Source organism: Microcystis sp. M049S2, from assembly GCF_020245625.1.
GTDB lineage: Bacteria > Cyanobacteriota > Cyanobacteriia > Cyanobacteriales > Microcystaceae > Microcystis > Microcystis ichthyoblabe_A.
This window is the reverse complement of the sequence record NZ_JADBUN010000130.1, coordinates 1-25,015: the sequence shown is the minus strand read 5'-3', so window position 1 is coordinate 25,015 and position 25,015 is coordinate 1. Positions and strand designations below refer to the sequence as shown.

Sequence of the window (25,015 nt, the reverse complement as noted above, 5' to 3'; positions counted from 1 at the left end):
CTTCTAGGTTCTGTGTGATAAGTTTAACTTACAGAGGATCGATCAATCTTTGTGTCCTTTGTGTCTTTGTGGTTCCTTCCACGCGCTCGCCAGAAAGAATGTATCTTAGAATACATTTTGCCCACCAAACCTAAGAGAGCCTATTCAGTATTCAGGAGTTAGTTATCAGGAGTCAGAAGTCAGTATTCAGGAGATAGAAGATTGCTTTTATTTATTCTCCCCACACCCTACACCCCACACCCCACACCCTACACCCCACACCCCTTTTTCTCGCTCCCATGTCCTTAAGTGATCCGCGTCGCCAAAAACAATTAAAAACCCTAGTGGAAAAGCTGGGTTTATCGGCTGATGTCCCCGTCAGGTGGGATTTATTAGATTTGGCCCTGACTCATCCGAGTGTTTCCCGTGATAAGAATTATGAACAATTGGAATTTGTGGGCGATTCTGTGGTAAGGCTCGTGGCGGCGGAGGTATTGTTAGAAACCTATCCGGAGGCCCTAGTGGGAGAATTTGCTGCGCTGCGATCGATGATGGTTAGCGATCGCACTCTGGCGGAATTTGCGGATCGCTACGGTTTCGAGCGTTATTTGTTGGTATCAATTAGTACGAGTATCGATCAAGCGGGGCGAATTTCTCGACTAGCAGACGCTTTTGAGGCGGTCTTGGGAGCATTATATCTTAGTACACAAACGATGGTTTTAGTGCGTTCTTGGTTAGATGAACCACTGCGGGAAAAAGCGGCCGAAATTCGTCGAGATCCAGCCCGACAGAATTATAAGGATGCCTTGCAGGAGTGGACACAAGCAAAATACAAAAAACTGCCGCAATATTTAGTTAAAGAAATCAATGGTTTAGATCAAGAACGTTTTTGCGCGGAAGTGTGGTTAAATGAGCAGAAATTAGGAATGGGAACTGGCAGAAGCAAAAAAGCAGCGGAACAGGCAGCGGCGAAATCGGCTTTTCTAGAAGTGGTTAAAGGCTAAATGGGGGCATTTTTGCCTAACGGACGAATTGCCAGAGGCGAATTTTAAAATCATAATTACCACTAGCCAAATACTGCCCATCGGGACTAAAAGCCAGGGATTCCACCCAGTCGGAATTATTATCAAACCAAGCTAACTGTTTACCCGTGGTCACATCCCATAAACGCACACCGTCATTACTGGCACTAGCGAGAATTTGTCCGTTAGGATGGAGTGCCAGGGAACGAATTCGGGCTGTATGACCGATGAGGGTAAATAATAACTGATTATTGCTCGTATCCCAGATTTTAATCGTGCGGTCTAAACTACCCGTAATTAAATTTTTGCCGTCGGGAGTGTATAAAAGCTTGCTAACCGCTTGGGGATGGGCGGAAAATTTCGACAAAAATTTGCCCTCGCGGATGTCCCAAAAATTTACCTCACCGTTTTCATGACCACTAGCAAGGGTGACACCATCGGATTTCATCCCTAGGGAATAAACAAAATTACCCACCCAATTTAAACGATAGAGGGGACGGCGGGGAGGTTGCACTGTCCAGAGGCGAATTCCTTCCAAACCACCACTAATTAACGTTTTACCATCGGGAGTAACGGTAAGGGCGAGGACAGTATTACCGTGTTCGAGGGCAATTCCTAAATACTTGCCTTCCACCAGATTCCAAAAATTAATAGAACCATCTGAACCGCTACTAACTAATAACCTTTCGTTGGGACTAATAGCTAAAGCTTTGACGCTGGTTCTTTGGGCGCGAGTTTGGGAGACTTTTTGCCCTGTTTTTACCGACCAAATTCTCAGGAGAGGATCCGTATCACTACCACCAGCGAGAACCAATTGGTTATCGGGGCTGAAAATCACAGCATTAGGGGTGGATTGTTGCCCCTCTAAGGTTTTAGCGAGGGTAAGTCTGCCTAAACCCTCTACTAGGATAGTTTCTGGGGTTTTTTCGCCACTTTCAGCTGCGGGTTTAGGGGGAGCAATAGGACTTTGGGCCTGACTAAGCTGATGTTGCCCGATTGTCAGCGTGGTTAAGACACTGACCACAATTGCCCCGACAAGTTTCTCCCCACCCATAAATCGGAATTTCATAAATTTAGTTGAATATTAACAAATGAACCGTGCTATAGATTCTAGCCTTTGAGGGGATTGATTGCCAAACAAGGTGAAATTTTTGAGCTAAGAAGGTCGATTTTTTTCGTTTTTCAGGGTTGGTAAAGCCACTTGACCCGATTGGGGCGGTAAATAGTATCTTGCCGCTTCTTCTTTGTTGATTGCCTCAGTTTTTTGGCTCTGTTGCCACCGAGCGAAGATAGCGATCGCCATAATCGTTGCCCCTAAAGATAGCAGTGTCCATCTTTGTCCTAGAACCCCGATGATGACATCTACTGCCGCTGCGGTAAAGATAAAGCTAGTTATTGGTTCTTGACGGTAAGCTTTCTTGAGAAAACGCGGCCAGAGGAGATTACTCATTTTATCTATTATTTCTACGGTTTCGATAATTCCAGCTTATCCTATCATCCTAAAAAATGTTGTCGATCAGGTGGTGGGGGGTTTTTCAGTGAGCAGTAATCAGTAATCAGTAAGGCCGAATAATATTAGGGATTTTACTGCTGAACTGCAAATAATCACCCCCAGAGAATCGGATCCTTTAACAAATGCAAAGAGACGATACCCCCTCAAAACCCGTTGATAGGATTATGGTAGTGACCAAAATCAACTTTTAAGAATCTATAATGGGCTTTATTGTCCATTATCATCCAAATAACGGCTAAAAAGCCTGTTGTATGCACTTTTTCTCGGTATTATCATGGCCTATCCTCTCTACGTCGCTTTTATTTGGCATCAACACCAACCCCTCTACAAATCCTGTCAAACTAGCACCGATACTTCGGGACAATATCGCTTACCCTGGGTGCGACTGCATGGAGTGAAAGATTATCTCGATTTAATCCTGATTCTAGAACGTTACCCGAAATTACACCAAACTGTCAACCTTGTCCCCTCTTTAATCCTGCAATTAGAGGATTACGTCAACGGACTAGCTATAGACCCCTATCTTGCCCTCACCGTCACCCCGGAAGCGCAATTAACCCTGGCACAAAAACACTTTATCCTCGAACACTTTTTCGATGCTAACCATCGTACCCTGATCGATCCGCACCCCCGTTACGCCCAATTATACGCACAGCGTCAAGAAAACGGTCATAGTTGGTGTATTAGCCATTGGAATCTGCAAGATTATAGCGATCTCTTGGCTTGGCATAACCTCGCGTGGATTGATCCTATCTTTCACAGTGACCCAGAAATCGCTACTTGGTTAGAACAGGGAAAAAACTTCACTTTAAGCGATCGCCAGCGAATTATCTCCAAACAGCGTCAAATTCTGCGTCGTATCTTGCCGCAACATCGGTTAATGCAGGAAACTGGACAACTAGAAATCATTACCAGTCCCTACACCCATCCGATTTTACCCCTGCTGGCTAACTCGGAAGCCGGCCGGGTAGCGGTGCCGAATATGACCCTTCCTCGCCAATATTTCCACTATCCTGAAGATATTTACCGTCATCTCCAGAAAGCTTGGCAAATCTATATTGATCGCTTTGATAAACATCCTCGAGGACTTTGGCCCTCGGAACAATCCGTTAGTCCCGCAATTCTCCCCGCAATCGCTAAACAGGGTTTTCAGTGGTTATGTTCCGATGAGGGGGTGTTAGGTTGGTCCCTGGGACATTACTTTCATCGCGACGAAAAAGGCAATATTAGTGAACCGGAATTGCTTTATCGTCCCTACCTTCTGGAAACTAGCAACGGCAATTTATCGATGGTTTTCCGCGATCATCGTCTCTCGGATCTGATCGGATTTAGCTATAGTGGCATGAAAGCGCAAGAGGCCGCTACAGACTTAGTTAAACACCTAGAAGCGATCGCCGAACAACTGAAAACTAACGCAGAAACCACGACGCTAGAAAAACCCTGGTTAGTTACCATTGCGCTAGATGGCGAAAACTGCTGGGAAAACTATCATCAAGACGGTTTACCCTTCCTAGAGAACCTTTATCAACTTTTAAGCGACCACCAAGCGATCGAATTAGTCACCGTCTCCGAATATCTCGATCGCTTTCCGGCTAGTGCAAAAATCCCTGTCAATCAACTTCATAGCGGCTCTTGGATCGATGCCAATTTTACCACTTGGATCGGCGATCCCGCTAAAAATAAAGCTTGGGAATATCTAATTTTAGCCCGTCAAACCCTCGCTAATCACCCGGAAGCGACGGAAGATAATAACCCCGATGCGTGGGAAGCATTGTATGCAGCGGAAGGTTCCGATTGGTTTTGGTGGTTTGGTTATGGCCATTCCTCCAATCATGACGCAATTTTTGATCAACTTTTCCGTGAACACCTGATCGCTCTGTATCAAGCTTTAAATGAGCCAATTCCCTCCTATTTGCTCGAACCGGTGGAAGAACACGGGGATAAACAAAGTAATCGTCCGCTGGCTTTCATTCACCCCATTATCGACGGTTTTGGGGACGAACAGGATTGGGATAAAGCTGGACGGATCGAAATTGGCGGCGCCAGTGGTACAATGCACCGGACTTCCTTAGTACAAAGACTCTTTTTCGGTTGGGATCATCTCAATTTTTATCTGCGTTTCGATTGGAAACCGGGGGCAGAATTAGGCAAAGATATCCCGCCTGAGGTGCATTTATATTGGTATTATGATGAAGTGCATCGTCTGCAAAGTCCAATTCCCCTAACAGATATTCCCCCTCGATCGCCCCTCGATTACGGTTATCATCATCATCTAGGGGTTAATTTAATCACCGAATTTACTTGGTTAGAAGTCGCTCAAGAATATTTTACTTGGCAGCGAGTTCCTAGTAGTGCCAAAGCTTCTTTTAATCAATGTTTGGAAATTGCTGTCCCCTGGGAAGGATTACACATTGAACCCGATGCTCGTCTCCATTTGATCGCAGTTTTAGCTAATCAAGGTCAATACTATGATTTCCTCCCCGTTGAAGAATTAATCTTCCTGCAAAGACCTTAAATCAGTGATCGGTGATCAGTGATCAGTAATCAGTAATCAGTGAAAAGACAGATCGATGATCCATCTAAAGAATCCAGTATTAGAGCGGTCTTACTGGGGCTACTCGTGATAGATTTCTATAGGAAAAATAAATTGAAATTGTCTAAGTATGACTAACTGTGCGCTACCTGCATATACAGGCATTCGACCCCGAAAACCTGTTGATATTCTCTTTATTAACCTGAGCAATCTGCCTGGTCGGCCAGTTTATCCTTACGCTTTTGTTCAAGTATCTGCACTTGCTCGACGGGTGGGGCTATCTGTTGTTCGGTGGGATGGGTTGGAGTTGAGCCTACAACACAAGCTTGATTGTATTGCCCAACTGATCAGGAACCACCAACCCCGTGCCGTTGCCTTTACGATTCGACAAGCAGATTCCGTTGCGGCTGATAATTACATCAGCATTGATGCCAAAACTCCTGCCAAAAATCCTTGGTTTCCAGTAGAAGAAACTCGTGCGGCGATTTTACACGTGCGTCAACTAACCGATGCCAAGATTTTTGTTGGGGGCTTTAATTTCACTGTTAACTCTGTATCGGCCGCCGAGTATTTACAACCTGATTTTGGTATTCTTGGTGAACCTGACGAGTTTTTCCGGCACTTTGACGAAGTTCTCCAGGGTAGAACTGAGGGAATATCCAACTTAGTCTATCGTGCTAATGGTAAGTGGCAGCAGAATCAACGGGTATTCTGGGGGCCTTTAGACGATATAGAATACTCCGAAGACATTATTGACGAAATATTCCGCTTTCATGGCGAACGCACCCTGCGAAACGCCCATCTTGAAAGTGTTCCAGGTCTCGGTTCCTATAAAGACACAGGAATTTCCATTGCCATTGAAATAGCTCGCGGTTGTCCTTGCGCTTGTGTCTTTTGTTGTGAACCAAAGGTAAAGGGAACTACTGTCCAGTTACGAAATCTCGATGTTATCGAGGCTGAAATTCACAACTTACTGCGCTATGGTCTCAGGTATTACTGGTTTATTTGCTCTGAACTGAATTTTGCCAAGGATCATGTTCTAGAGTTGGCTGAAAGAGTGATTCGCATTAACGAAACATTAGCCAATCCAATATTCTGGCGTTCTTACTTTCTACCTGTGAAATTCAATAAAGATGAATTTCGACTGCTTTTGAGATCGGGGCTGTTGATTGAACAGAGCGCACCCTTTTCAACCTTGAGCGATGAAAACCTAAAACAGATGCGGGAACCCTATCGGGTTAGGCACGCTCTAGAGCATATCAAAAATCTGATGGAACTCAATGAAGAACCAGAGTTCGCCGAAAGACGACAACCCCGTTGGGTACTTTGGTCATGGCTAGGAAATCCATACGCAACACTGGACTCTATTCGCACCACCTTAGAAACTTTTACCAAAAATCAGCTTGATCTAAAGTTTGATGAGGCCGATAGTTATCCCGCTTTAAGGGTTTATGAATGCCTTGATAATCTTCCCCAAGAGGCCAGACAACAAGTGATTACGATTACTCAAAATGAGGAGACTCCTAAAACGCTATTTCACCCATCCTATTACTACAATTCCAAACTCTTACATCATTTTGGGGGGATTGCCGAAGTCCACAATTTCATGCAATATGCGCGGGAAACTTTTCTCTCTAGATACTACAGGCTAACACGCAACTGGCGTTTATTTGTCCAAAGCATAGATTTCTCACAGCTAGAGGAATTGATGTCTTGCCTCAAGGGTATTAGCTTAGAAGGAGTTCCACTGCCTCCCTGGGTAGAACACCCAGATCTAGGAACGCTCAACCCAATTTACTGGCAGGAACAGGCATACGCCTTGTTACGTCAGGAAAGCTCCAAGTTAAAACAGTTAATCAAGGAAACTGAATTAGACCAAGATGATGGCAATGCCATCCTTGCCTTTATCTTGCACACAGTTTTCTCAGTCAATCGCCAAGAAATGATACCTGTTTTTGAGAAGCTGAAATTGCCTGTTGACCCCGAAGGATATCCACCCCCATCATCCTACCTTACGGTTTCTAAATTAATTAAATTCTATACTAGCGAAACTTCAGTGTTTGAGGTGGTGCAGCAGGAATTCTCTCTTAAACAAGTGACACTATTACACTATTATTTCTATGCTATTGATGTTCGGCTCGATCCCAAATACGCCTTTCTAGCACAGACTTGAATAGGCTAACCTGAAACTTAGGGCGGTGCCGAAGACACCCCGTAGCAGTAGGCCGATCATCTGGTCGGGTGCTTTATTTCTTCTGGGGTTAATTTTCAGTGACTTCTATCAGATTGCAACATCTGCTCGAAAACTTGACAGACGGGGGGGTGAAAGTGCTGACAAGGCTTTCCCTGATATTCAGCCAACCCTATATAGTCCCATGATCTAGCTTTTTCAGGGCGCTGAGAGCATGGAGACGGACAATCGCCTCCCCATCGGCTGCTAAAGTCAGCAAAATACTTTTATTATCCCGATCTAATTCTCCTAAAGCGATCGCTAGAGACTGTTTAACTCCCGTATCAGCGAGGATCGTCGGACGGGAGTGATAAAAATTACCGAGAATTTCCCCTGCTTGTCGGCGTAATTTCTGGCAGGTTTGCCGGCCGAGAATAGCGATAATTTCCCGACAAATCAAGACATTTTCGCTATATAAAGCTTTTTCTAGGTAATTTAAAGCTTCTCCGTCCTCGATCCAGCCCAAGGCTCGTACTACAGTTAATTTTAAACTATCGGGAGTTAAGGAAGATTGCAGCAGTGGATTTAAAGCTTTGGCTGAGGTTGCTGTGCCGATGCAACCGAGAGCGATCGCCGTTTCTTGACAGATCTCGAGGTGGATATCGAATAACAGCGGTTGCAGATGGTTAACTAAATCTGCTTGGGGATAATTTGACGCTAGGTAACTACTAGCTTTAATTGCTTCCCGTCGCACATCGATGGCCGGGTCCTGTAAAGCATCGAGGATAATCGCAGTAATCTGGGGATGGTGAAAACTGCTTAAAGCTTCGATCGCCATGGACCGAATGGCGCTAGATTGATCCTTAACTACAGTTAAAAGCGGTTCGATAATTTCTGGCCGGCGAATTTGTGATAAAGCTTGTACGGCTAAAAAACGCCTGTTCGAGTCGGACAGTAATTGTCCTAAACTAGAGATCGCAGAACTGCCGATATTAGCTAAAGCGGCCGCAGCCATTTGCCTGAGTTCCTCCTCCTCCGATCTTTGCAATAATTGACTGAGAGCGAGAATACAGGCTTGATCGTCAAATTGACTGAGAATTCTCGCCAGAAACCAGCGCATTTCCCCATCTTGTTCCTCGGATTCTAACAGGGCAATTAAAGGAGCGATCGCCGATTGACCGATTTGGGGAAATAGTTTAGCTATCTCCCATCGCTGTTGAAAATCGCATTTTTGTAAAGCTTCTAGGGCTAAATCGAGGATTTCATCGTTAATAATCGGTTCAATCGCATCTTTTTGGTTTAAAAGTCGCTGTATGCTGGCGTTTACTGTCTCCCAGTCCTTTTTATTCAACGCTATCTGAGCTTTTTCTAGCAGAGCTTGCATCGTGAGAAATGGCCTCGATTTTCGTGCTACCTATCCTAAGAATGTCAGACTTGCTCGCTTTTGTCCTCCCTTCTATGCAAGAAACCGATAATAAATCTCCAAATTGTGCATCAGACATCAGTATTTACTTAGGACAAGCCATCCACAGACTTCTTGCAGGAGTGGGAATATAGACAAAAGTATATTATTGACTTTCCCCTGAATCATCAAAAAAAAACAGCTATTATTCCCAGTGTTTGGATAATGAGAAATGATGAAAATTTTCCCCGTTTAGTTACTTGTTATGTACTTTAAGGAGATAAGGAGATAATGAAATGAAACTCTTAGATGTGGTTGCTTTATTAGAAGACTTACCCCAATTGGGATTATATCGCGGGCAAGTGGGAACAATTGTAGAAGTCGATGAGCCAAATGTTTTTGAAGTTGAATTTAGCGATACTTCTGGCCTTGCTTATGCTATCGAAATATTACAAGAAAATCAATTAATGTTATTACATCATTCTCCCTTAGAATCCCAAAAATTAACCGCTAAGTAGCGGTAAGCTGTTGACTATCTAAATCATACTATAGCGGTTTTCAGTCTGCTGAGGTACAAAAGTTATGGGTTTTAGGCAAAAGGCAACAGGCAACAGGCAAAAGGAAAGAAAAACAGGTGTATCTCACTAGCTTAGGAAACGCTATAAATGCTGTTTAAAAGGTATAGGAGAGTGGGAAGTGGGGAAGTGGGGAAGTGGGGCATTTAGCTGAAATTTCCCTAAACCCCTAAATCCCTAAACCCCTAAATCCCTAAATCCCTGTTCCCTATCCCCTTTCTAACTGAAAACTGAAAACTCACATCTGATCACTGATAACTGATCACTGATCACTGACTTGTGAGGGCGCATCAGCGATCGCACAGTAGGGACGACTATAACAAAGGGGTGTTTCCAAGTCGTGTTGTTCCAAAAATTCCCGATTACTTAAAATCCTAGCGGTTTCTCCCTCAGCTACCACCTGACCACGACTTAACACCACCGTGCGATCGCATAGTTCTAAAGCCAGATCGAGATCGTGGGTGGCGATCACTTGAGTTTGGGGTAAAGTGGCCAATAGTTGTATTAATTGCCGACGGGATCGGGGATCCAGTTGGGCGCTAGGTTCATCAAAAACTAAGACCTGGGGCAACATGGCTAAAACCCCCGCAATCGCCACGCGTTTTTTTTCACCCCCCGATAGATTCTGACTGTTTCTCTTACCGTAATGCTGGGAATCCAATCCCACCGCGTGTAAAGCATGATGACAGCGATGTTTTAAATCCTCTCCCCGAATTCCCTGATTCATCGGGCCAAAAGTCACATCTTCCCAGACAGTGGGCATAAATAGCTGATCGTCGGGGTTTTGGAAGACTAAACCGACAAAATTGCGGATATTTTCTAAATTCTCCGGTTTAACTTCGTAGGGACCGACGGTGATTCTCCCCGTTTGCGGCGGGAGAATACCGTTAAAATGCAGTAATAAGGTGGATTTTCCCGATCCATTGGCCCCGACCAAAGCGACCTTTTCCGTAGCTTCAATGGCTAAATTAATACCTTTTAACGCTTCTGTGCCGTCAGGATAGGTATAAACTAGGTTTTCAATAAAAATCGGGTTGTGGTGCATGAAAAACGAGACTTTTACCGAAAAATTGGGTTTAAGGTTCCCCGTCCTTTAGCGTAGCGGAGGACGGCTTTTTTTGCAACAGGTTGTCAATCTAGCTTCAAGTTTAGGCAACGGGAGTGTTAACTGAGTAGATGTACCATTTGACCCCAGAGGATCAGAATTACTGTGCAAATCATAGCGAGATAATCGTTCAGCTTGCTTTGGGGAACCTGGACAGAAGGCAAGGAACCGGTGTAACCCCTCGATAACATGGCTTGATAAATGCGATCGCCACGTTCGTAGGTACGGATAAATAAAGCGCCGATCATGTGTCCCACTAGCAGCCGTTGCCATCGGGGACTACTCATTAAATTGCGCGCAATTGCTGCCCTTCGCATGGAATTAAATTCAGCGATCAAAACAGCTAGATAACGGTACATAGAAGCCAAAATTGCCACCAATAAAGGGGGGGTTTTTAGGGTAACTAAGGCTTGCAACAGGTCGGGAATTGCTGTGGTTAAAACCAGAATATTGACCGTACAAAGACAGAGAAAAGCTTTAAAGGCCACACTGCCTAAAACCAGCAATCCCTCGCTAGTTATCCGCAAAAATCCCCAAGACCAAAGAATTTCCCCGCCATCACGAAAAAGAGTTCCCAATAAAACCACACCGATAAAGACAAATTCGATCGCTACTCTTCGTAAAAGTACGAGAATAGTCACCCGACTGATCAGAATTAAAATAATTAATCCTAATCCGTAAATCCCCCAAGTTTCCCAGCTACCATTGGGAGTTAAGGCTGTGGCAAAAACTAACAAAAGAGTCACTAAAACCCGGGTATGGGGCGCGAGTTTCTGCCAAAAACCGCAATTTTGGCACTCATTTTCGCGAGAAAAAGTAGCAATATGTAGCATTTATTCAGTTATCAATTATCAGTGATCAGTTATCAGTGATTTAGGTATTTAGGGATTTAGGGAAATTTCAGCCAAATGCCGCACTACCCCACTACCCCACTACCCCACTTCTCGACTCCTATCTACTTATTCCTGATTTTGGGATTTTGGAATCACTAATTTACCTATACCCCAAGCGATGCCGAAAGTGGCAAGAGTTCCCAGAAAACCGGCGAGGGGAGTGGCGACACCTTCGGGAACACCTTTGAGGGCATAACCATCAAAAATTCGGGCGGAGGGTAATTGATTACCGAGGGCGTTAGGGTCTTCTTTCTTGCTAAATTGCAAGTCTTCCGCCACTCGATCGAGTCCGTCGGGATCGGGACTGGCAAAGGGAGAAAGGAAAACGGCGATAATTAGGGATAATATCAAGCCAATCAGAAAAAATCGGCTATTTCTGCGAATATTCATCGACTTAATTGGTTTATTGACGAGAAGCTTAGGAAGGGGAAACAGAAGTATTAACGGAATGGGGCGGATCGTAGAGGAGATCGGGACGAGTTCGCCAGATATAACCGACAGCGAAAACGGTAATCACCGCTTCCCCGATACCGATGAGGATATGCCAAGATAACATGGCCACAAGGGCGACTAAAGGCGGGACAGTCCCCGATAAAGCCAATTGCAGGGCGCAAAACAACGCGGCTACCACCACACTTGTCCAAGCAGCGACGGCAACAGCGATCGCCATACTGCGCCAACTATGAAAACCGAGGGCTTTTCTAATCCCCAGATAGAGATAATAACCGCCAAACGTGCCGATCAGACCCATATTGACGATATTAGCCCCTAAAACTGTTAAACCGCCATCTTGAAAAAATAAAGCTTGCACGATAAAAACCACCGCCATCACCAGAGAACCCGCCCAGGGACCGAGTAAAACCCCCGCGAGAGTCCCCCCTAACAAATGTCCGGAGGTTCCCCCCGGAATGGGAAAATTAATCATCTGGGCGGCAAAAATGAAGGCGGCACAAACTCCCATCAAAGGTACAGCCCGTTCAGCGTAGTGACCGCGCACTTTTTTGAGAGAAAAGCTAATCAGGACGACGGCAATTATCCAAGTAAATAGACTCACCGATGGACTCAAAAAGCCGTCAGGAATATGGAGGGCGAGATAAGGGGTCAGCAGAGGGTGAAACAAACCAACTCCTAGAAAATTAACAGACATTAAAACTCAGTCTCCTTGGCAATTTGGGTTAAAGATTTCAAGAGAATTGTTTGGCTGGGACGGAAAAGTCCTCTCTTCTAGTAGATAACTAACCGCTTCATTCTACAATGCTCTCTCTGGGGATTTAACCCCTTTAGCTTCTTAAGAATTTCTGTTATTTTTCCGGTTGTCAGGGTTTAGCTATCGGCCAAAATCTCAATTATTCTCAAGCAGTCAAATTATTTAAATTATTATTAACTTTCGAGTTTTTTGTCGTTTTTATGCTAGGCATTAATCAGTGAGCAGTGAGCAGTTATCAGTTAGAAGAGGCTGGTGACTATTAACCAGTATTCACTAACTAAGGTGATCAGTTTTAAGTAATATTATTCACCGATATTCGGTTTACTGACCGGGTTGCTTGTGGCTATTGCCTAGTGATCGATGGTCAGGTTGGTGCTTTAATTGGTTTAGAGGTCATCTAATGATAAGCTATCAGAGATAACCCCCTCTTTTTCGCTTTTTCTAGCTTGGTATTAAACCGTGATCAACTCTGAAGAAAAAAGACCGACTTGGGACGAATATTTTTTGATGATCGCTAAATTAGCCGCCACCAGATCCACCTGTTTAGCTTTTCCCGTCGGTGCGGTAATTGTCAAAGATCGGCAGGTTTTAGCCACTGGTTACAATGGTTCTCCATCAGGAACAGTTCATTGTACTGCCCAAGGTTTTTGTTATCCCGGTTTGGGAACCTGTCGAGAATCCGGAGAAATTCCCTCTCGGGCAATTCATGCCGAAGCTAATGCGATCGCTCAAGCGGCTAAACACGGTATTTCTACCCAAGGAGCTAGTATCTATGTTACCTTAGAACCCTGTATTTCCTGTTTAAAACTAATTATTTCTTCGGGAATTAAAGAAGTTTTTTACGAAGCGGACTTTAATAGTGGGATAAAAGCTATTTTAAGGGATTCTTTTCTAGAAACGGGGATTATTAAGTATAAAAAGATTTATTTATCAGAAGAAATGGCTAGTCATGCGGCCTTATTTTTATTAAATCCCATTTCGATCGATCTCAGGTAGTTATCCTCAACGGCGACATCAATGACGACCCCGCAACTTTTCGAGTGGGATGAAAATAAGCGTCGGGAGCATCTCACCTTTGTAGCCCCTAAATCAGGTTTTTATGTCAAGCTATTTTGAAAGCCTTGCTAGAAAAAAGTTCCAAGGATAAGTATAATTACTCACTTGCATAAATGAGATGCTCCCTAAGCGTCAGGCTAATATAGAAAAACACGGCATAGATTTCGCCGACCTGGAAGCGATTTTTAGGGGTCCAATAATTGAGCGCGTGGATACCCGTCAGAATTACGGCGAAATTCGAGTGATTCTAGTGGGTACAATCGATAATATCGTTTTGGTGGTGGTTTATACATGGCGTGGCTCGGTTCGTCGAATAATTAGTGCTAGGAGGGCTAACAACCGTGAACGAAGAACATATTACCAGAGTCACCCGCGAACAGTGGGCGAAGTTGAAAGGCAAAACGAACTGGGAGAAAGTTAAAGGGATGAGTGAGGCGGAAATTGCCAAAAACGCCCTAGAAGACCCCGATAATCCCCCGCTGCCAGCTGATTTTTTCGATGAAGTTCTGGAATGCGCCCCGGGTTCCTTGAATCCCTAACCCTCCGATTAGTAACTGGATTTAGGGATTTTATCGGGGGCTGTATTAGCCTAGACTAACACAGCCCAAAGTTACCGTTTAAATGTCCAAATCGGTGAGATTTAAACGCGGTCCGTGGGTTTCGATAAATTCTCGCCGGGGGGCAACTCGATCGCCCATAAGAATGGTAAATAATTCCTCTGCTTTGGCTGCGTCTTCGATTTCCACCCGTTTTAAAGTGCGAGTTTCGGGATTCATGGTAGTATCCCAAAGTTGTTGGGGCATCATTTCTCCTAACCCTTTAAAACGTTGGATTGTGTAGTTAGCATTGGAGGGAAATTCCGCTATCTTTTGCTGTAATTCTCGATCGCTATAGCAGTAGGAATGATTTTTACCGCGTTCCAATTTATAGAGAGGAGGACAGGCGATATATACATAACCTTGATCAATTAAATTCTTCTGATAACGATAGAAGAAAGTTAACAACAAAGTTCGGATGTGTGCGCCATCCACATCAGCATCAGTCATTAAAACAATGCGATGATAGCGCAATTGTGAGGGGTCGAAATCTTCTCCTTTAATTCCTAAACCGAGGGCTGTAATTAAGGATTGAATTTCCGTATTTTTGTAGATTTTGGCATCATCGGTTTTTTCGATATTGAGGATTTTTCCCCGCAGAGGTAGAATCGCTTGAAAACGACGATCGCGCCCCTGTTTGGCACTGTTATGGACGAAAACGCCGGAAGCAAGGGCAAAGTTATGGGTATGAGGAACCTCGATATCATAGACATCGAATCTTGTTTCTAATCGCTCGATCGCCACAACTCGATGATTGTAATTAGCCACCGCTTCTAAGGCTTTATTTTTATCACCATCAAAGTAGCGATCGCAGAAAGAATCAAATCGCAATATTGATTTATCCCGCGTCTGAAGCCGATATTTTTGATAAGCTTCCAAATCAATATAACCTCGTTCGATCTCAATTTGTTTTAAGGTCGCTAGGGTTTTTTGATAGTAAGTTTTATTCAAAGCATCACGACGTTTTGAACGAAATTCCCCTGTCCATTGTTCTTTAGTTTTCTCCCGTCGCCATGATAGTAAATCCTGATTTTGCCATTGTTGTTTGGCAGTTTCAGAATAAACTTGACGCTGTTCAGGATGGTCGATAAAGTATTGACGAACTTTATCCGCTTGTGCTTGGCGATTTGTCTGGTTACTCCAATATTGCTGTTGTGCTTGATAAAGTTGTTCGGCATTGTGTCGGCGGTATTCCTCATTTGTATCGTAGAAAGTGCGCCATTTTTCGGTCATGTAGGCTTTATATGCTGCTACTTCCCATTGTGCTTTGGCTTGTTCTGATAAAATTTGCCTTGTTTCTGGTTCTAACATTCGTTGACTCATCATCAAGCGAAATTCATCAGTCTGACGAAGTTGACGACATTTTTCGATCACTTCAGGACGATGTAAAGTTTTCTGAATGTGATAACGATGTAATTCCAAATGATCCTGAATGGATAATCTTTGAAGATTGGAGGGATTATTGTTCAGTTTATTGAAGTCTATGTGATGACAATGTTCTCCATCTTCGAGTTGATAAATTCCCTGCCAACGATTATACCAATCAGCGATCGCATGAGTGAACAACCAAGAATCGGAAGCGGGATTCCAGACCATTTCATAACCGTTAATGGTGATTCCGGGGTCACGAAGATCGGACAATTTCCGATACAAAGGCATTAAAGCATCTTCTGGAGTTAAAGCCGCAGCAGGTTTATAGCTACCATCTCTTAACAGGAAAAGATGGTCAGGAGTACAAATAATCGCTTCACCATGATCGAGAGTAATTTTAATTACTTCTGCGTCTTTTTTGGTGATGCGGGCATTAATAATTCGTTCAACCCCGATCGTGCCATTGTCACGAATGGTATAACAAAAATGTTCCTTTCCTTGGGCTTGTTCGGTCACTAGCTGTTTAAAACTGAGGTTGCGTCCATCGACAAGGGCGATTTCTGTATCACCATGAAAACAACCGCCGGCGCTGTCCCCTTCGACGATGTAAATTTCTGACTTTTCTGGGTCTCTTTCGCTACAATCAGCCAATTTACCAGGTAAAGGTGAGGATTCCAAGACCGATTTCCGTCGTACTAAGTCCCGGGCCCGACGGGCCGCTTCCGCCGCCTTGTACGCTTGTACTGCTTTTTCGATAATCGTGTCGGCCACTTGGGGATTTTGTTCTAGGTATTCGTTGAGAGTTTCCCCCACCAGGGAATCAACAATACCCCGGACTTCGGTGTTACCCAATTTGGTCTTGGTTTGGCCCTCGAATTCCGGTTCGGGGACTTTTACGGAAATAACGGCGGTTAAACCCTCGCGGACGTTTTCCCCCGCTAGATTAGGCTCGTTTTCTTTAATTTTATTGCGTTTACGAGCAACATTATTTAAAGTACGGGTCAGGACTGCCTTTAATCCCTCTAGATGAGTTCCCCCGTCAATGGTGCGGATATTATTAGCAAAACCGAGAATATTGTCGCTATAGGCATCTATACACCACTGAAACGCCACTTCGATATTAATTCCGTTCTTTTCCCCCGATACATAGATAATATCTTTGTGCAGGGTTTCTTTTTCCCGACACATATAGGCGACGTATTCTTTAATACCCCCCTCATAACAATAGGTTTCGATGTGGGGTTCTTCGGGACGGTAATCGCTAAAGGTGATTTTAACACCCGCATTTAAGTAGGCTAGTTCTCGTAAACGTCCGGAGAGGGTACTGTAATCAAATTCGATGCCTTGGCTAAAAATTTCGGTATCTGGCAGGAAATTAACCCTAGTTCCCGTTTTTTCCTCTTGACTGGGACTGCTGACCAATTCTGTGACGGGGATACCTCTTTCGTAGCGTTGGGTATGTACTTTATGATCGCGCCAGACGGTGACATCGACCCATGCAGAAAGGGCATTAACGACGGAAATCCCGACCCCGTGTAACCCTCCCGACACTTTATAACCACCACTGCCAAATTTACCGCCGGCATGAAGTATAGTGAGAACGGTTTCGAGGGCAGATTTACCCGTGGTGGGGTGAACATCGGTGGGAATACCCCGGCCATCGTCAGTGACGCTGACGGAACCATCGGCCTTGATATCCACTTCGATATGAGTACAGTAACCCGCTAGGGCTTCATCGATCGAGTTGTCCACCACTTCATAGACTAAATGATGTAGTCCCCGCGGCCCGGTCGTACCGATATACATCCCCGGCCGCTTCCTGACTGGTTCTAACCCTTCGAGAACTTGTATCTGTTCCGCGCCGTAGTTACTTGTCATAAAATTTCCCTGAAAAGGCTGTGATTCCTGATTGAACCTAAATGAATGGCAAAATCTTCAAAAATTGTAGCACATAAGGGTTAAAGACTGCTTAAATGCCTTTAGGGGGAATTTTTTATTGGGGTTGGGGTGTGGGGTGTGGGGTGTGGGGTGTGGGGTGTGGGGTGTGGGGTGTGGGGGGAGAATAAATAAAAGCCATCTCCTAAGTAGGTAGGCGTTAAAAATTATCAGACACCACCCTTATCAAGGGAGGACTAAGGGTAGGGTTGATTCATGAATCAACCCTACTATGAATTCACCCTAGGACTAAGGGGGGATCGAACCTAAAATCTATTTTTAATTTAATTATAACCAGCTACTGATCTCCTGAATACTGCCTCCTGAATACTGACTCCCGACTCCTGACTACTAACCCCACCAACAAACTTTTTCAGCAGACCCTAAATAATGTCATCCTCAAATTTATAACCGACACCGACTACAGTTTTGATAAAGATAGGATTAGCAGGATCGGGTTCTACTTTTTTGCGTAAGCGTCGGATATGGGTATCTACTACCCTTTCATCGCCAAAAAAATCATTCCCCCAGAGATTATCGATTAATTGGGTGCGACTCCAGACGCGATTGGGATAACTGACAAAGGTAGCTAATAAATTAAATTCTAAGGTGGTTAAATCGAGGGTTTCCTCTGGCATTCCTTCCAATTTACGAACAGCAGAATGTTGATCTAAGTCGATAATAAAATGACGGCTGCGATGGAGTTGTTGGGGTTGGCTATCGTGTCTTAAACTACGTCTTAATAAGGCTCTCACGCGAGCGGTTAATTCCCGGGGACTAAAGGGTTTGACCATGTAATCGTCGGCTCCCGTAGATAGACCGATAATGCGATCAATTTCTTCTCCTCTAGCGGTTAACATTAAAATATAGGGGTCTTTTGTCCCGGGTTTTTGGCGAATTCTAGCACACAATTCTAGTCCGTCTAATTCGGGTAACATTAAATCTAAAATAACTAATTCTGGTTGCTTTTGATAAAAAAGTTCTAGTCCTACCCTACCATTATAAGCCAGATGACAAGTAAAGGACTCCCGCTTTAAAGTTTGCTGGATCAAATGGGCGATTTCAATTTCATCCTCGATAATAACGATATCCATACAAGGGAAAATTTTTACAAATATCTAAGCACATTTTAACATATTAGCCATTCATTTTTCGCTCAAGGTTGAACATTGAAATAATTGTAATTTTTGCTCATTTTTTGGGGGGGAGAGTTGGCAACTCTCCCGACTTTGGTGGACTGGGGACTTTTCAAGGTAAAGGGACAAACTGCTCACCGGAGGGAGTTGATCGCACTTGAATTAAGACCGGTTGACCGATGCGATCGCCAGTATTAGGGTCAAAGCTAATTTTTCCGGTGGCCCCTGTTTGATGAAAATTGCCAGAGCGCAGCAGGGATTGTAGGCCTTGACGATGGGTATTTTCCCTTAAACCGGCAATAATCACCCGTGTAGCGTCAAAACTGGTGGCTGTGCGCCAACTAACTGGACCGCGCCACTGTTCCTGCATAAGATTGGCAAAAGTCTGGTTAACCGAGGGGTGCCAGGGTGCGGCAAGGGTTAAACCTTGGGCGTTTTTGCCGCCATCTTCGAGGGTGCGAATATTGTAGAGGGTGGGACTACTAAACAGAGGCAAACGCTGACGATTGGAGCGAATAACCTCAAAAACGGGATCGAGACGATTAACATGAGCGACGACAAATAGGCCGTTAGCACCCCCAGAAATCGCCTGATTAAGAGCTTGATCGGCCTTAAAATTGGGTACACTCAGATCGCAGACAATCGGCACAATTTGACCGCCTTTTTTCGCCACATTAGCCATCAACTCATCTTTAAAGGAAATATTATCGGGAGCTTGAGAATCGTAGCAAAAAGCAATTTTCTGGACTTTAGCAGTATTTACTATGTAATTTGCTAAGGTTTCCGTAATTTTGCCGTTAGAAGCCACGAGACGAAAGATATAATTTCCCGCACCGGAGAGATTATTAGCCAGGGAGGTGGGAGAAATCATCACCAAACCGCCTTTTTCGTAGATGGGAGCGGCGGCTAAACTGGCATCGGAGGCATTATGACCGACAACAGCGATAATATCGGGATTTTTGACTAATTCACCGGCTACCTCTTTCGATATCTGCGGCTGATTATCGTCATTAACCACGATAACCATCAGTTTTCTGCCGTTGATCCCTCCCTGTTGATTGATCTGGGTTTGTGCGCTGGCGACTCCTCGCAATATTTCCTGAGCGACGTTGGGATTAGTTGTAGCTGGCACAACAACGGCGATTTTAAAGGGATTTGAGCCAGTTTGCAGGTTGCTGAGATAAATTACGCTTTCGGGATCGTTGGGACGTTGAGCGAGGGATTTTTGCAGAAGTCCCCTTGCTTCTTCGTAGTAACCCTGGGCGATAGCAGCGATCGCTGATTCTTTGATGGTGTTAGAATTAGTTTTGATCAGGAGATGATTGCCGTAACTGATGCGGGGATTATTATCGGCTTTTGGGGCAAATATTGCCAATATTTGGGGAAAAAGAAACCAACCGATCAACCCCAGTAAAATATAGAAAATTGGCGGTAAGCTCGCTTTTTTGCTGGTCTTTGTCATCGCTTTACTCCTTAACTTTGCTGATTGAATTCAGCTAAACGGCGGTTAATTTCGTCATCAAGGCTTAAGAAATCGATTTCTTGAGCTAATTTCTCGCTATAGTTCTCGCTTAATTCAATATAGGCGTTTTCTTTTCGATAACGGTCTTTAATCGCTCCATTGGCATCCTCAAAGCGATCGCGGGAGGTATTGAGGTTGAGACTACTATCAAATTCGTTTATTTTGCCTAAAGCCTCATTCATGGAACTAATCGCTTTTAAGTTGCTCATTTCTAACTTATAATGCTCGATTTTTTCCTGCTCTTTACGAAGTTTTTCTTTAGCAGCAATGACCACTTTTTCGGCATTATCGACCCGATCTTTCATGGCGGATAGAATTTTTTCTAGGGAGAGAACCTTAACCATAGCTAGTCTTGCCGCTTCTTGAAGACCTTTTTTTTGAGCGGTGACAGCCTGTTGCAAGTAGTTTGTGTGTTCCTGTTTTTTTGCCTCGTATTGTGCTTGGGCCGATTGCTGGGCCGCTACTACTTGCGCCACCGATTCTGTTAATTCCGCTAGGGATTTTTGCATCGATTCTAGGGATTCTCTGGCCGATTCTACGGCAATTTTGCCGCCGGATTCGATGGGAATACCCCACAACCAATTCCAGATCGCCAGGAGAGAATTTCCTGCCCTATCACCGATCAGCCAAAAAATCAAGGCTTTTGGGGTTAATTTTTTTAACAATTTCATGCCGTTTGTCTCCTAGAGGTGTTACCTGTTAATTAGGAGTGATGGCCAACTTTAATGCAGTGGGTAAGGTTAAGTTTTGTAAAAAGTCTTGACAAGGATAGGAAGGTTTAGACTAGACCGGCAGATTTAATGGGAGCGAGGGGGACAAATTGACCATTTTTGACCTGTAGAATCAAGTAGCGGCGCTCATCAGGATTATTGTTCATGTTGCGGACACCATTCTCATCGAATCTAACAGTGCCAGTCATTCCTTCAATAGAAAAATCGTTTCTTAAAGCTTTATATAATGATTCTCGATCGAATTTTTGTCCTTGTTGGGATAACTGTCGCAAAGCGTTGAGGATAACTTTAGTCGCATCGTAGGCCATGGGAGTGCGCCAAACATTGATCTTATTTTGCCAAAAACTGTGGATATAATTATCTCGTGTGAGATCATACCAAGGCACGGCGATAACTAAATTTTCTACCCCCTGTTCACCTTCTGCAAGGGTGAGATAACTTTGAAAAGTGGGGGAACCTAAAGTTACTAAGTTTAACTGTTGTGCGGGACGTTGCTTAAAGATACTGACGGCTCTTTTAAGATCATTAACATAGGGAGCAACCATGAGAATATTTACTTGATATTGAGCGATTTTTTGATAAATTTCTTGTTTATCTAAATTAATTTTTGGTTCGATATTGCAGTCAAAATCTTCATCTTTAACGAATGTTTGAAACTGCTGACCGAGAAGAATGTTTCTATATTTTTGAGCAAAGTTATAATTATCCCCAGAGCGACTATCGTAACAAATTAAATTAGTGGGGTTTTGGATAATTAGCTTGTCAGTTTGTTCGCGGATATATTCACTTAAGCTTGTGGCAAAAGTTTCCAGATCGGGAACCATTTTATATATATAGCCATTACCAGATATTTTCAGGTAAAAGCTGGTGGGAGATAGGGCTACAATTTTCCCTTGTACATAAATATCTTTGGCCGCTTCACTAGCAGCAGAAGCATTATGACCAACCACTGCTATGATTGACGGATCTTTAACAAATTTTTCGGCTCGATCTTTGGCATCTGCGGCACTATTATTATCATTAGCGACCACTACCTGTAGAAAGTGAAAATCGGGGTTTTTGGCCTGTTCATCGTTTAACTCCTGTTGAAATAAAGCAATACCTCGTAAAATTTCTTGAGCAATTTCTGGATTATTACCAATAGGAACACTGGTGGCAATTTTTAAGGGATTTCTATCTTGATAGGCCGCACGAGCGTTATTATAATAGATGCGAATTTCTGGATTATTGGGCAAGCGATCGAGGGATTGTTTAAAAAGCTGAATTGCTTGTTTATATTCTTGGTTTTTAAAAGCTTTTCTTCCCTGTTCAAGACTGTTATCTTGTCGGTTTGTCTTTAATAATATTTCTTCACCTAAGCTAATTTCTGGGTATTTACTAGCATCATCTCCCCAATATAAAACTGATAAAGTTACCAGAAGACTTAAAATAAATAACAGAGCTTGTTTCCAGCGACTAGATAGACGTAATAACCTTTTATTTTTAGGTAAAATCAACGGTGGTTCTTCGGGATTTTCTATCAAACGAGGCAGTAAAGAAGAACTAGCAGCATCCACCTCAAATTCGTGTAATTTTAATTCTTGCCGAGCAATTGTTAAGGATTCCTGTAGGGATTTATGTCCAAAAAAATTGGGAAGAAAAACTTCTAGAAATCTCAAAGCAACCCGCACGGCGATCGGTTCTTTCATAACAATAATATGCGGTACTCCGATATTAGCCAACTGACGACCAATACCTAACCCATCGCAGGAATTACAGATAACAAGTTTTAAGCCTTTTTGAACAGCTACTTCTAGGGAATTTCTTAAGTTATGTTCGGGAGATAAAGCCGTATTATTATCAATGATAAAAACTCCATCGTGACCGTCGCTACTGGTTTGACTATGACCTAAATAAACTACAATATACCATTGATTTTTGATCAACTCATTGTGAATATTTTTCGTTGAAATAGGAACTTCTGAACTGGTACTCAATATTTGCATAGAAACCTTATCTGGGTTTCGTAAGACCGTTTGCAAACTGGATAAACACAGGGAATTATGCTCGTTTTTTATGTCAATATTGCCCAAAATTACTAAAACCTTAATCGGAGAAGTCAGGTTAATTATCGGGGGATTTCTCTGGATAGTAAGAGCAATTTCCACATCGGGACACCATTCGTGTAAAAAATTCCAACACTCCCAGGGAATTTGTTGTAAATCAAAGTGGGTAGTTTGGATAAAAATCTTACTTCTGACTCAGTACCTATATGGAACAAAATATGATTTTGTATCGAACTCAGATAACTAGAGTTTAGCCATTCATTTAGGCTATCTTTTAAAGTTTGAGTAGCTTGTCTCAGGTTGTCTCTAGGATCACCTACCGCTGCATTGGTGATCATACTATTAGGATTATTAATAATTGCCGTGGCAAGCAAATTCAGCAAATAGTAGAATAGGGTGTCATAATCGGCATCGATCCGATGGCCAACATTTTGATAGACCCTTTGCGTTACTATACAGGAGCGATATTGTAAAAAAACCATCCAATGAGACTTGACTAATTGGTTATTAGGATCATTCTGTAACCATTGCCACAGATCAAGATACACCGCTTCGTCATTGGCCGCGCTTCCAGCGATCGCATCGATTGATCTTCTTAATTGTGGCACTTCGTACCAGAAAACTCGATCGCCTTCAATCGCTTTAATAGTAGTATAAAAGTACCTAACGCTCATCTCTATCACCGGCTACAGGTATCTGCTATCTGATTAGGTAAAAACCGAGGATTTTATGCAAGACTAGCAAAGAAATTGAGCGATTCCCTTGCCAAGCGCACCTCTTTCTCTGACAATAGATGAGAGACTGATGAGAAACTATCAGTTATAGTGAGACAGCCTTAGCAAACCAGCAAAAGACTCATAAATTAACTCTGAGCTGCTACAAATTGCCGTTATACCAACTTCTAGGACAAAAATAGGAATGCGAGTAACCTTTACCGAAAATCAGGGTTTTAGAAAGGAATTGAATAAACGGGTTGATGCTTATTTTACCGAAAACGGCATCCCCACCAGAGATAATTTGGCCATGTATCTGAAGACGATCGCGATTTTAACCTGGGTAATTGCCGCTTGGCTATTTGTGCTTTTTGGTCCAGATATCTGGTGGCTAAAAATTATCGGTTGCATGGTTTTAGGGGGAGGATTAGCAGGGATTGGTTTTAGCATTGGTCATGATGCCAACCATGGCGGCTATTCTAGTAAAAAATGGGTTAATTCTCTCATGGGCATGAGCTACGATTATATCATCGGTACTTCCAGTTATCTCTGGCGTTTTCGTCATAATTATCTCCATCATACCTACACCAATGTTTTAGGGTACGATGTGGAAATTCACGGCGATGGTGTGGTGCGAATGACTCCCCATGCCGAGCATAAATGGTATCATCGTTATCAACATTTATTTATCCCGATTCTCTACGCTATAATTCCTATCTATTGGTCATTCTCCGATGTGCGCTCTATTCTCTTTGGTCATCGTTTTGGCGAGATTAAAATTCCCAATCCTAAACCGATAGATCTATTCGTTTTATTGAGCGGAAAAGTTGTTTATCTCTTCTGGTTTATTGGCATTCCTCTTCTAGTTGGTTATAGTCCCCTAGAAATAGCGATCGGTTTTCTAATTGCTTTTATGACCTATGGAGTGCTTGCCTGTCATGTATTTATGTTAGCTCACGTTTTGGAACCCGCCGAATTTATTCAACCTTCGGAAACCAACCAAATCGAAGACGAATGGGCAATTTTTCAAGTGCGAACTACCGTGGATTTTGCTCCTAAAAATGCTTTTTTAAATTGGTATTTAGGGGGATTAAATTATCAAGTCGTTCACCATCTTTTTCCGCAGATTTGTCATATTCACTACCCTAAAATTGCCCCAATTTTAGCGGAAGTTTGCCAAGAATTTGGCGTTAATTATGCCGTTTATCCCACCCTGCGAGGTGCTTTAACTTATAATTATCGTTGGCTCAGACAATTAGGCAATAAACAAAGTAATTTCGATCTCAAATTAGCCAGCTAAAATCAGTTATCAGTTATCAGTTATCAGTTATCAGATGTAAGTTTTAAGTTAATTAGTTAGTTAGTTATCTGGCTCTCTTAGGTTTGGTGGGCAAAATGTATTCTAAGATACATTCTTTCTGGCGAGCGCGTGGAAGGAACCACAAAGACACAAAGGACACAAAGATTGATCGATCCTCTGTAAGTTAAACTTATCACACAGAACCTAGAAG

Annotated in this window: 19 protein-coding genes and 1 pseudogene; 8 read left to right on the top strand and 12 right to left on the bottom strand. The window is 43.3% G+C overall.

Translation table 11 applies throughout. The features are described from left to right. Positions 1 to 278 precede the first annotated feature (278 nt). Positions 279 to 983 carry a ribonuclease III gene (gene rnc, locus IM496_RS11030; RefSeq protein ID WP_287661929.1) on the top strand — a complete coding sequence of 235 codons (705 nt, stop codon included), beginning with the start codon at positions 279 to 281 and terminating at the stop codon, positions 981 to 983. A 16-nt stretch (positions 984 to 999) separates the two neighbouring features. Here rnc and IM496_RS11025 read toward each other — a convergent pair whose 3' ends face one another. Continuing rightward, on the bottom strand, positions 1,000 to 2,070 hold the full coding sequence (locus tag IM496_RS11025; RefSeq protein WP_104396390.1) for a WD40 repeat domain-containing protein: 1,071 nt from the start codon (positions 2,068 to 2,070) through the stop codon (positions 1,000 to 1,002). 87 nt (positions 2,071 to 2,157) lie between these two features. After that, positions 2,158 to 2,451 carry a hypothetical protein gene (locus tag IM496_RS11020; protein ID WP_104396391.1) on the bottom strand — a complete coding sequence of 98 codons (294 nt, stop codon included), beginning with the start codon at positions 2,449 to 2,451 and terminating at the stop codon, positions 2,158 to 2,160. Between the two features lie 337 nt (positions 2,452 to 2,788). Between IM496_RS11020 and IM496_RS11015 the strand changes: the two genes are divergently transcribed. Together IM496_RS11015 and IM496_RS11010 are read left to right on the top strand one after the other, a co-directional pair. Then, positions 2,789 to 5,029 carry a glycoside hydrolase gene (locus tag IM496_RS11015; protein WP_287661930.1) on the top strand — a complete coding sequence of 747 codons (2,241 nt, stop codon included), beginning with the start codon at positions 2,789 to 2,791 and terminating at the stop codon, positions 5,027 to 5,029. A gap of 148 nt (positions 5,030 to 5,177) precedes the next feature. Further along, positions 5,178 to 7,220, top strand: a complete 2,043-nt coding sequence (locus IM496_RS11010) for a B12-binding domain-containing radical SAM protein (protein ID WP_194015420.1) — start codon at positions 5,178 to 5,180, stop codon at positions 7,218 to 7,220. Positions 7,221 to 7,410: 190 nt separating this feature from the next. On the opposite strand, the gene IM496_RS11005 is transcribed toward IM496_RS11010, so the two are convergent. Further along, a complete protein-coding gene (locus IM496_RS11005; RefSeq protein WP_287661928.1) occupies positions 7,411 to 8,601 on the bottom strand; it encodes a HEAT repeat domain-containing protein in 1,191 nt (396 codons plus the stop codon). A gap of 153 nt (positions 8,602 to 8,754) precedes the next feature. Here IM496_RS11005 and IM496_RS22415 point away from each other — a divergent pair, with 153 nt between their 5' ends. After that, positions 8,755 to 8,895, top strand: a complete 141-nt coding sequence (locus IM496_RS22415) for a DUF6883 domain-containing protein (protein WP_353737636.1) — start codon at positions 8,755 to 8,757, stop codon at positions 8,893 to 8,895. Between the two features lie 20 nt (positions 8,896 to 8,915). After that, a complete protein-coding gene (locus tag IM496_RS11000; RefSeq protein ID WP_194015424.1) occupies positions 8,916 to 9,137 on the top strand; it encodes a DUF4926 domain-containing protein in 222 nt (73 codons plus the stop codon). A gap of 319 nt (positions 9,138 to 9,456) precedes the next feature. Here IM496_RS11000 and IM496_RS10995 read toward each other — a convergent pair whose 3' ends face one another. The 4 genes from IM496_RS10995 to IM496_RS10980 all read right to left on the bottom strand — a co-directional run bounded on the left by IM496_RS10995 (position 9,457) and on the right by IM496_RS10980 (position 12,339). Beyond that, a complete protein-coding gene (locus IM496_RS10995) occupies positions 9,457 to 10,239 on the bottom strand; it encodes an energy-coupling factor ABC transporter ATP-binding protein (protein ID WP_194015426.1) in 783 nt (260 codons plus the stop codon). 119 nt (positions 10,240 to 10,358) lie between these two features. Further along, positions 10,359 to 11,132, bottom strand: a complete 774-nt coding sequence (gene cbiQ, locus IM496_RS10990) for a cobalt ECF transporter T component CbiQ (protein ID WP_194015428.1) — start codon at positions 11,130 to 11,132, stop codon at positions 10,359 to 10,361. A gap of 126 nt (positions 11,133 to 11,258) precedes the next feature. Then, on the bottom strand, positions 11,259 to 11,582 hold the full coding sequence (locus IM496_RS10985) for a PDGLE domain-containing protein (RefSeq protein WP_194015430.1): 324 nt from the start codon (positions 11,580 to 11,582) through the stop codon (positions 11,259 to 11,261). Between the two features lie 28 nt (positions 11,583 to 11,610). Further along, positions 11,611 to 12,339, bottom strand: a complete 729-nt coding sequence (locus tag IM496_RS10980; RefSeq protein ID WP_287661927.1) for an energy-coupling factor ABC transporter permease — start codon at positions 12,337 to 12,339, stop codon at positions 11,611 to 11,613. A gap of 519 nt (positions 12,340 to 12,858) precedes the next feature. Here IM496_RS10980 and IM496_RS10975 point away from each other — a divergent pair. Both IM496_RS10975 and IM496_RS10970 read left to right on the top strand, forming a co-directional pair. Beyond that, positions 12,859 to 13,395 carry a deoxycytidylate deaminase gene (locus tag IM496_RS10975; RefSeq protein WP_287661926.1) on the top strand — a complete coding sequence of 179 codons (537 nt, stop codon included), beginning with the start codon at positions 12,859 to 12,861 and terminating at the stop codon, positions 13,393 to 13,395. A 178-nt stretch (positions 13,396 to 13,573) separates the two neighbouring features. Then, the gene (locus IM496_RS10970) at positions 13,574 to 13,876 is read left to right on the top strand and encodes a BrnT family toxin (RefSeq protein ID WP_287661925.1); all 303 of its coding nucleotides are present in this window, start codon (positions 13,574 to 13,576) and stop codon (positions 13,874 to 13,876) included. Positions 13,877 to 14,072: 196 nt separating this feature from the next. Here the strand turns inward: IM496_RS10970 and gyrB are convergent, their stop codons facing one another. The 5 genes and pseudogenes from gyrB to IM496_RS10945 all read right to left on the bottom strand — a co-directional run. Further along, positions 14,073 to 17,300 (bottom strand): DNA topoisomerase (ATP-hydrolyzing) subunit B, encoded by a 3,228-nt coding sequence (gene gyrB, locus IM496_RS10965; protein ID WP_287661924.1) that lies wholly within the window; start codon positions 17,298 to 17,300, stop codon positions 14,073 to 14,075. Positions 17,301 to 17,740: 440 nt separating this feature from the next. Next, positions 17,741 to 18,451 carry a response regulator transcription factor gene (locus tag IM496_RS10960; RefSeq protein WP_287661923.1) on the bottom strand — a complete coding sequence of 237 codons (711 nt, stop codon included), beginning with the start codon at positions 18,449 to 18,451 and terminating at the stop codon, positions 17,741 to 17,743. Between the two features lie 154 nt (positions 18,452 to 18,605). Continuing rightward, a complete protein-coding gene (locus tag IM496_RS10955; RefSeq protein WP_287661922.1) occupies positions 18,606 to 19,955 on the bottom strand; it encodes an ABC transporter substrate-binding protein in 1,350 nt (449 codons plus the stop codon). Positions 19,956 to 19,966: 11 nt separating this feature from the next. Further along, positions 19,967 to 20,686, bottom strand: coding sequence for a PspA/IM30 family protein (locus IM496_RS10950; RefSeq protein WP_287661921.1), 720 nt, complete (start codon positions 20,684 to 20,686; stop codon positions 19,967 to 19,969). Between the two features lie 107 nt (positions 20,687 to 20,793). Continuing rightward, positions 20,794 to 23,141 (bottom strand): annotated as a pseudogene (locus IM496_RS10945) (ABC transporter substrate-binding protein); the annotation flags it as partial. A 568-nt stretch (positions 23,142 to 23,709) separates the two neighbouring features. Here IM496_RS10945 and IM496_RS10940 point away from each other — a divergent pair. After that, positions 23,710 to 24,804, top strand: a complete 1,095-nt coding sequence (locus IM496_RS10940) for a fatty acid desaturase family protein (protein ID WP_194016896.1) — start codon at positions 23,710 to 23,712, stop codon at positions 24,802 to 24,804. Positions 24,805 to 25,015 lie beyond the last annotated feature (211 nt).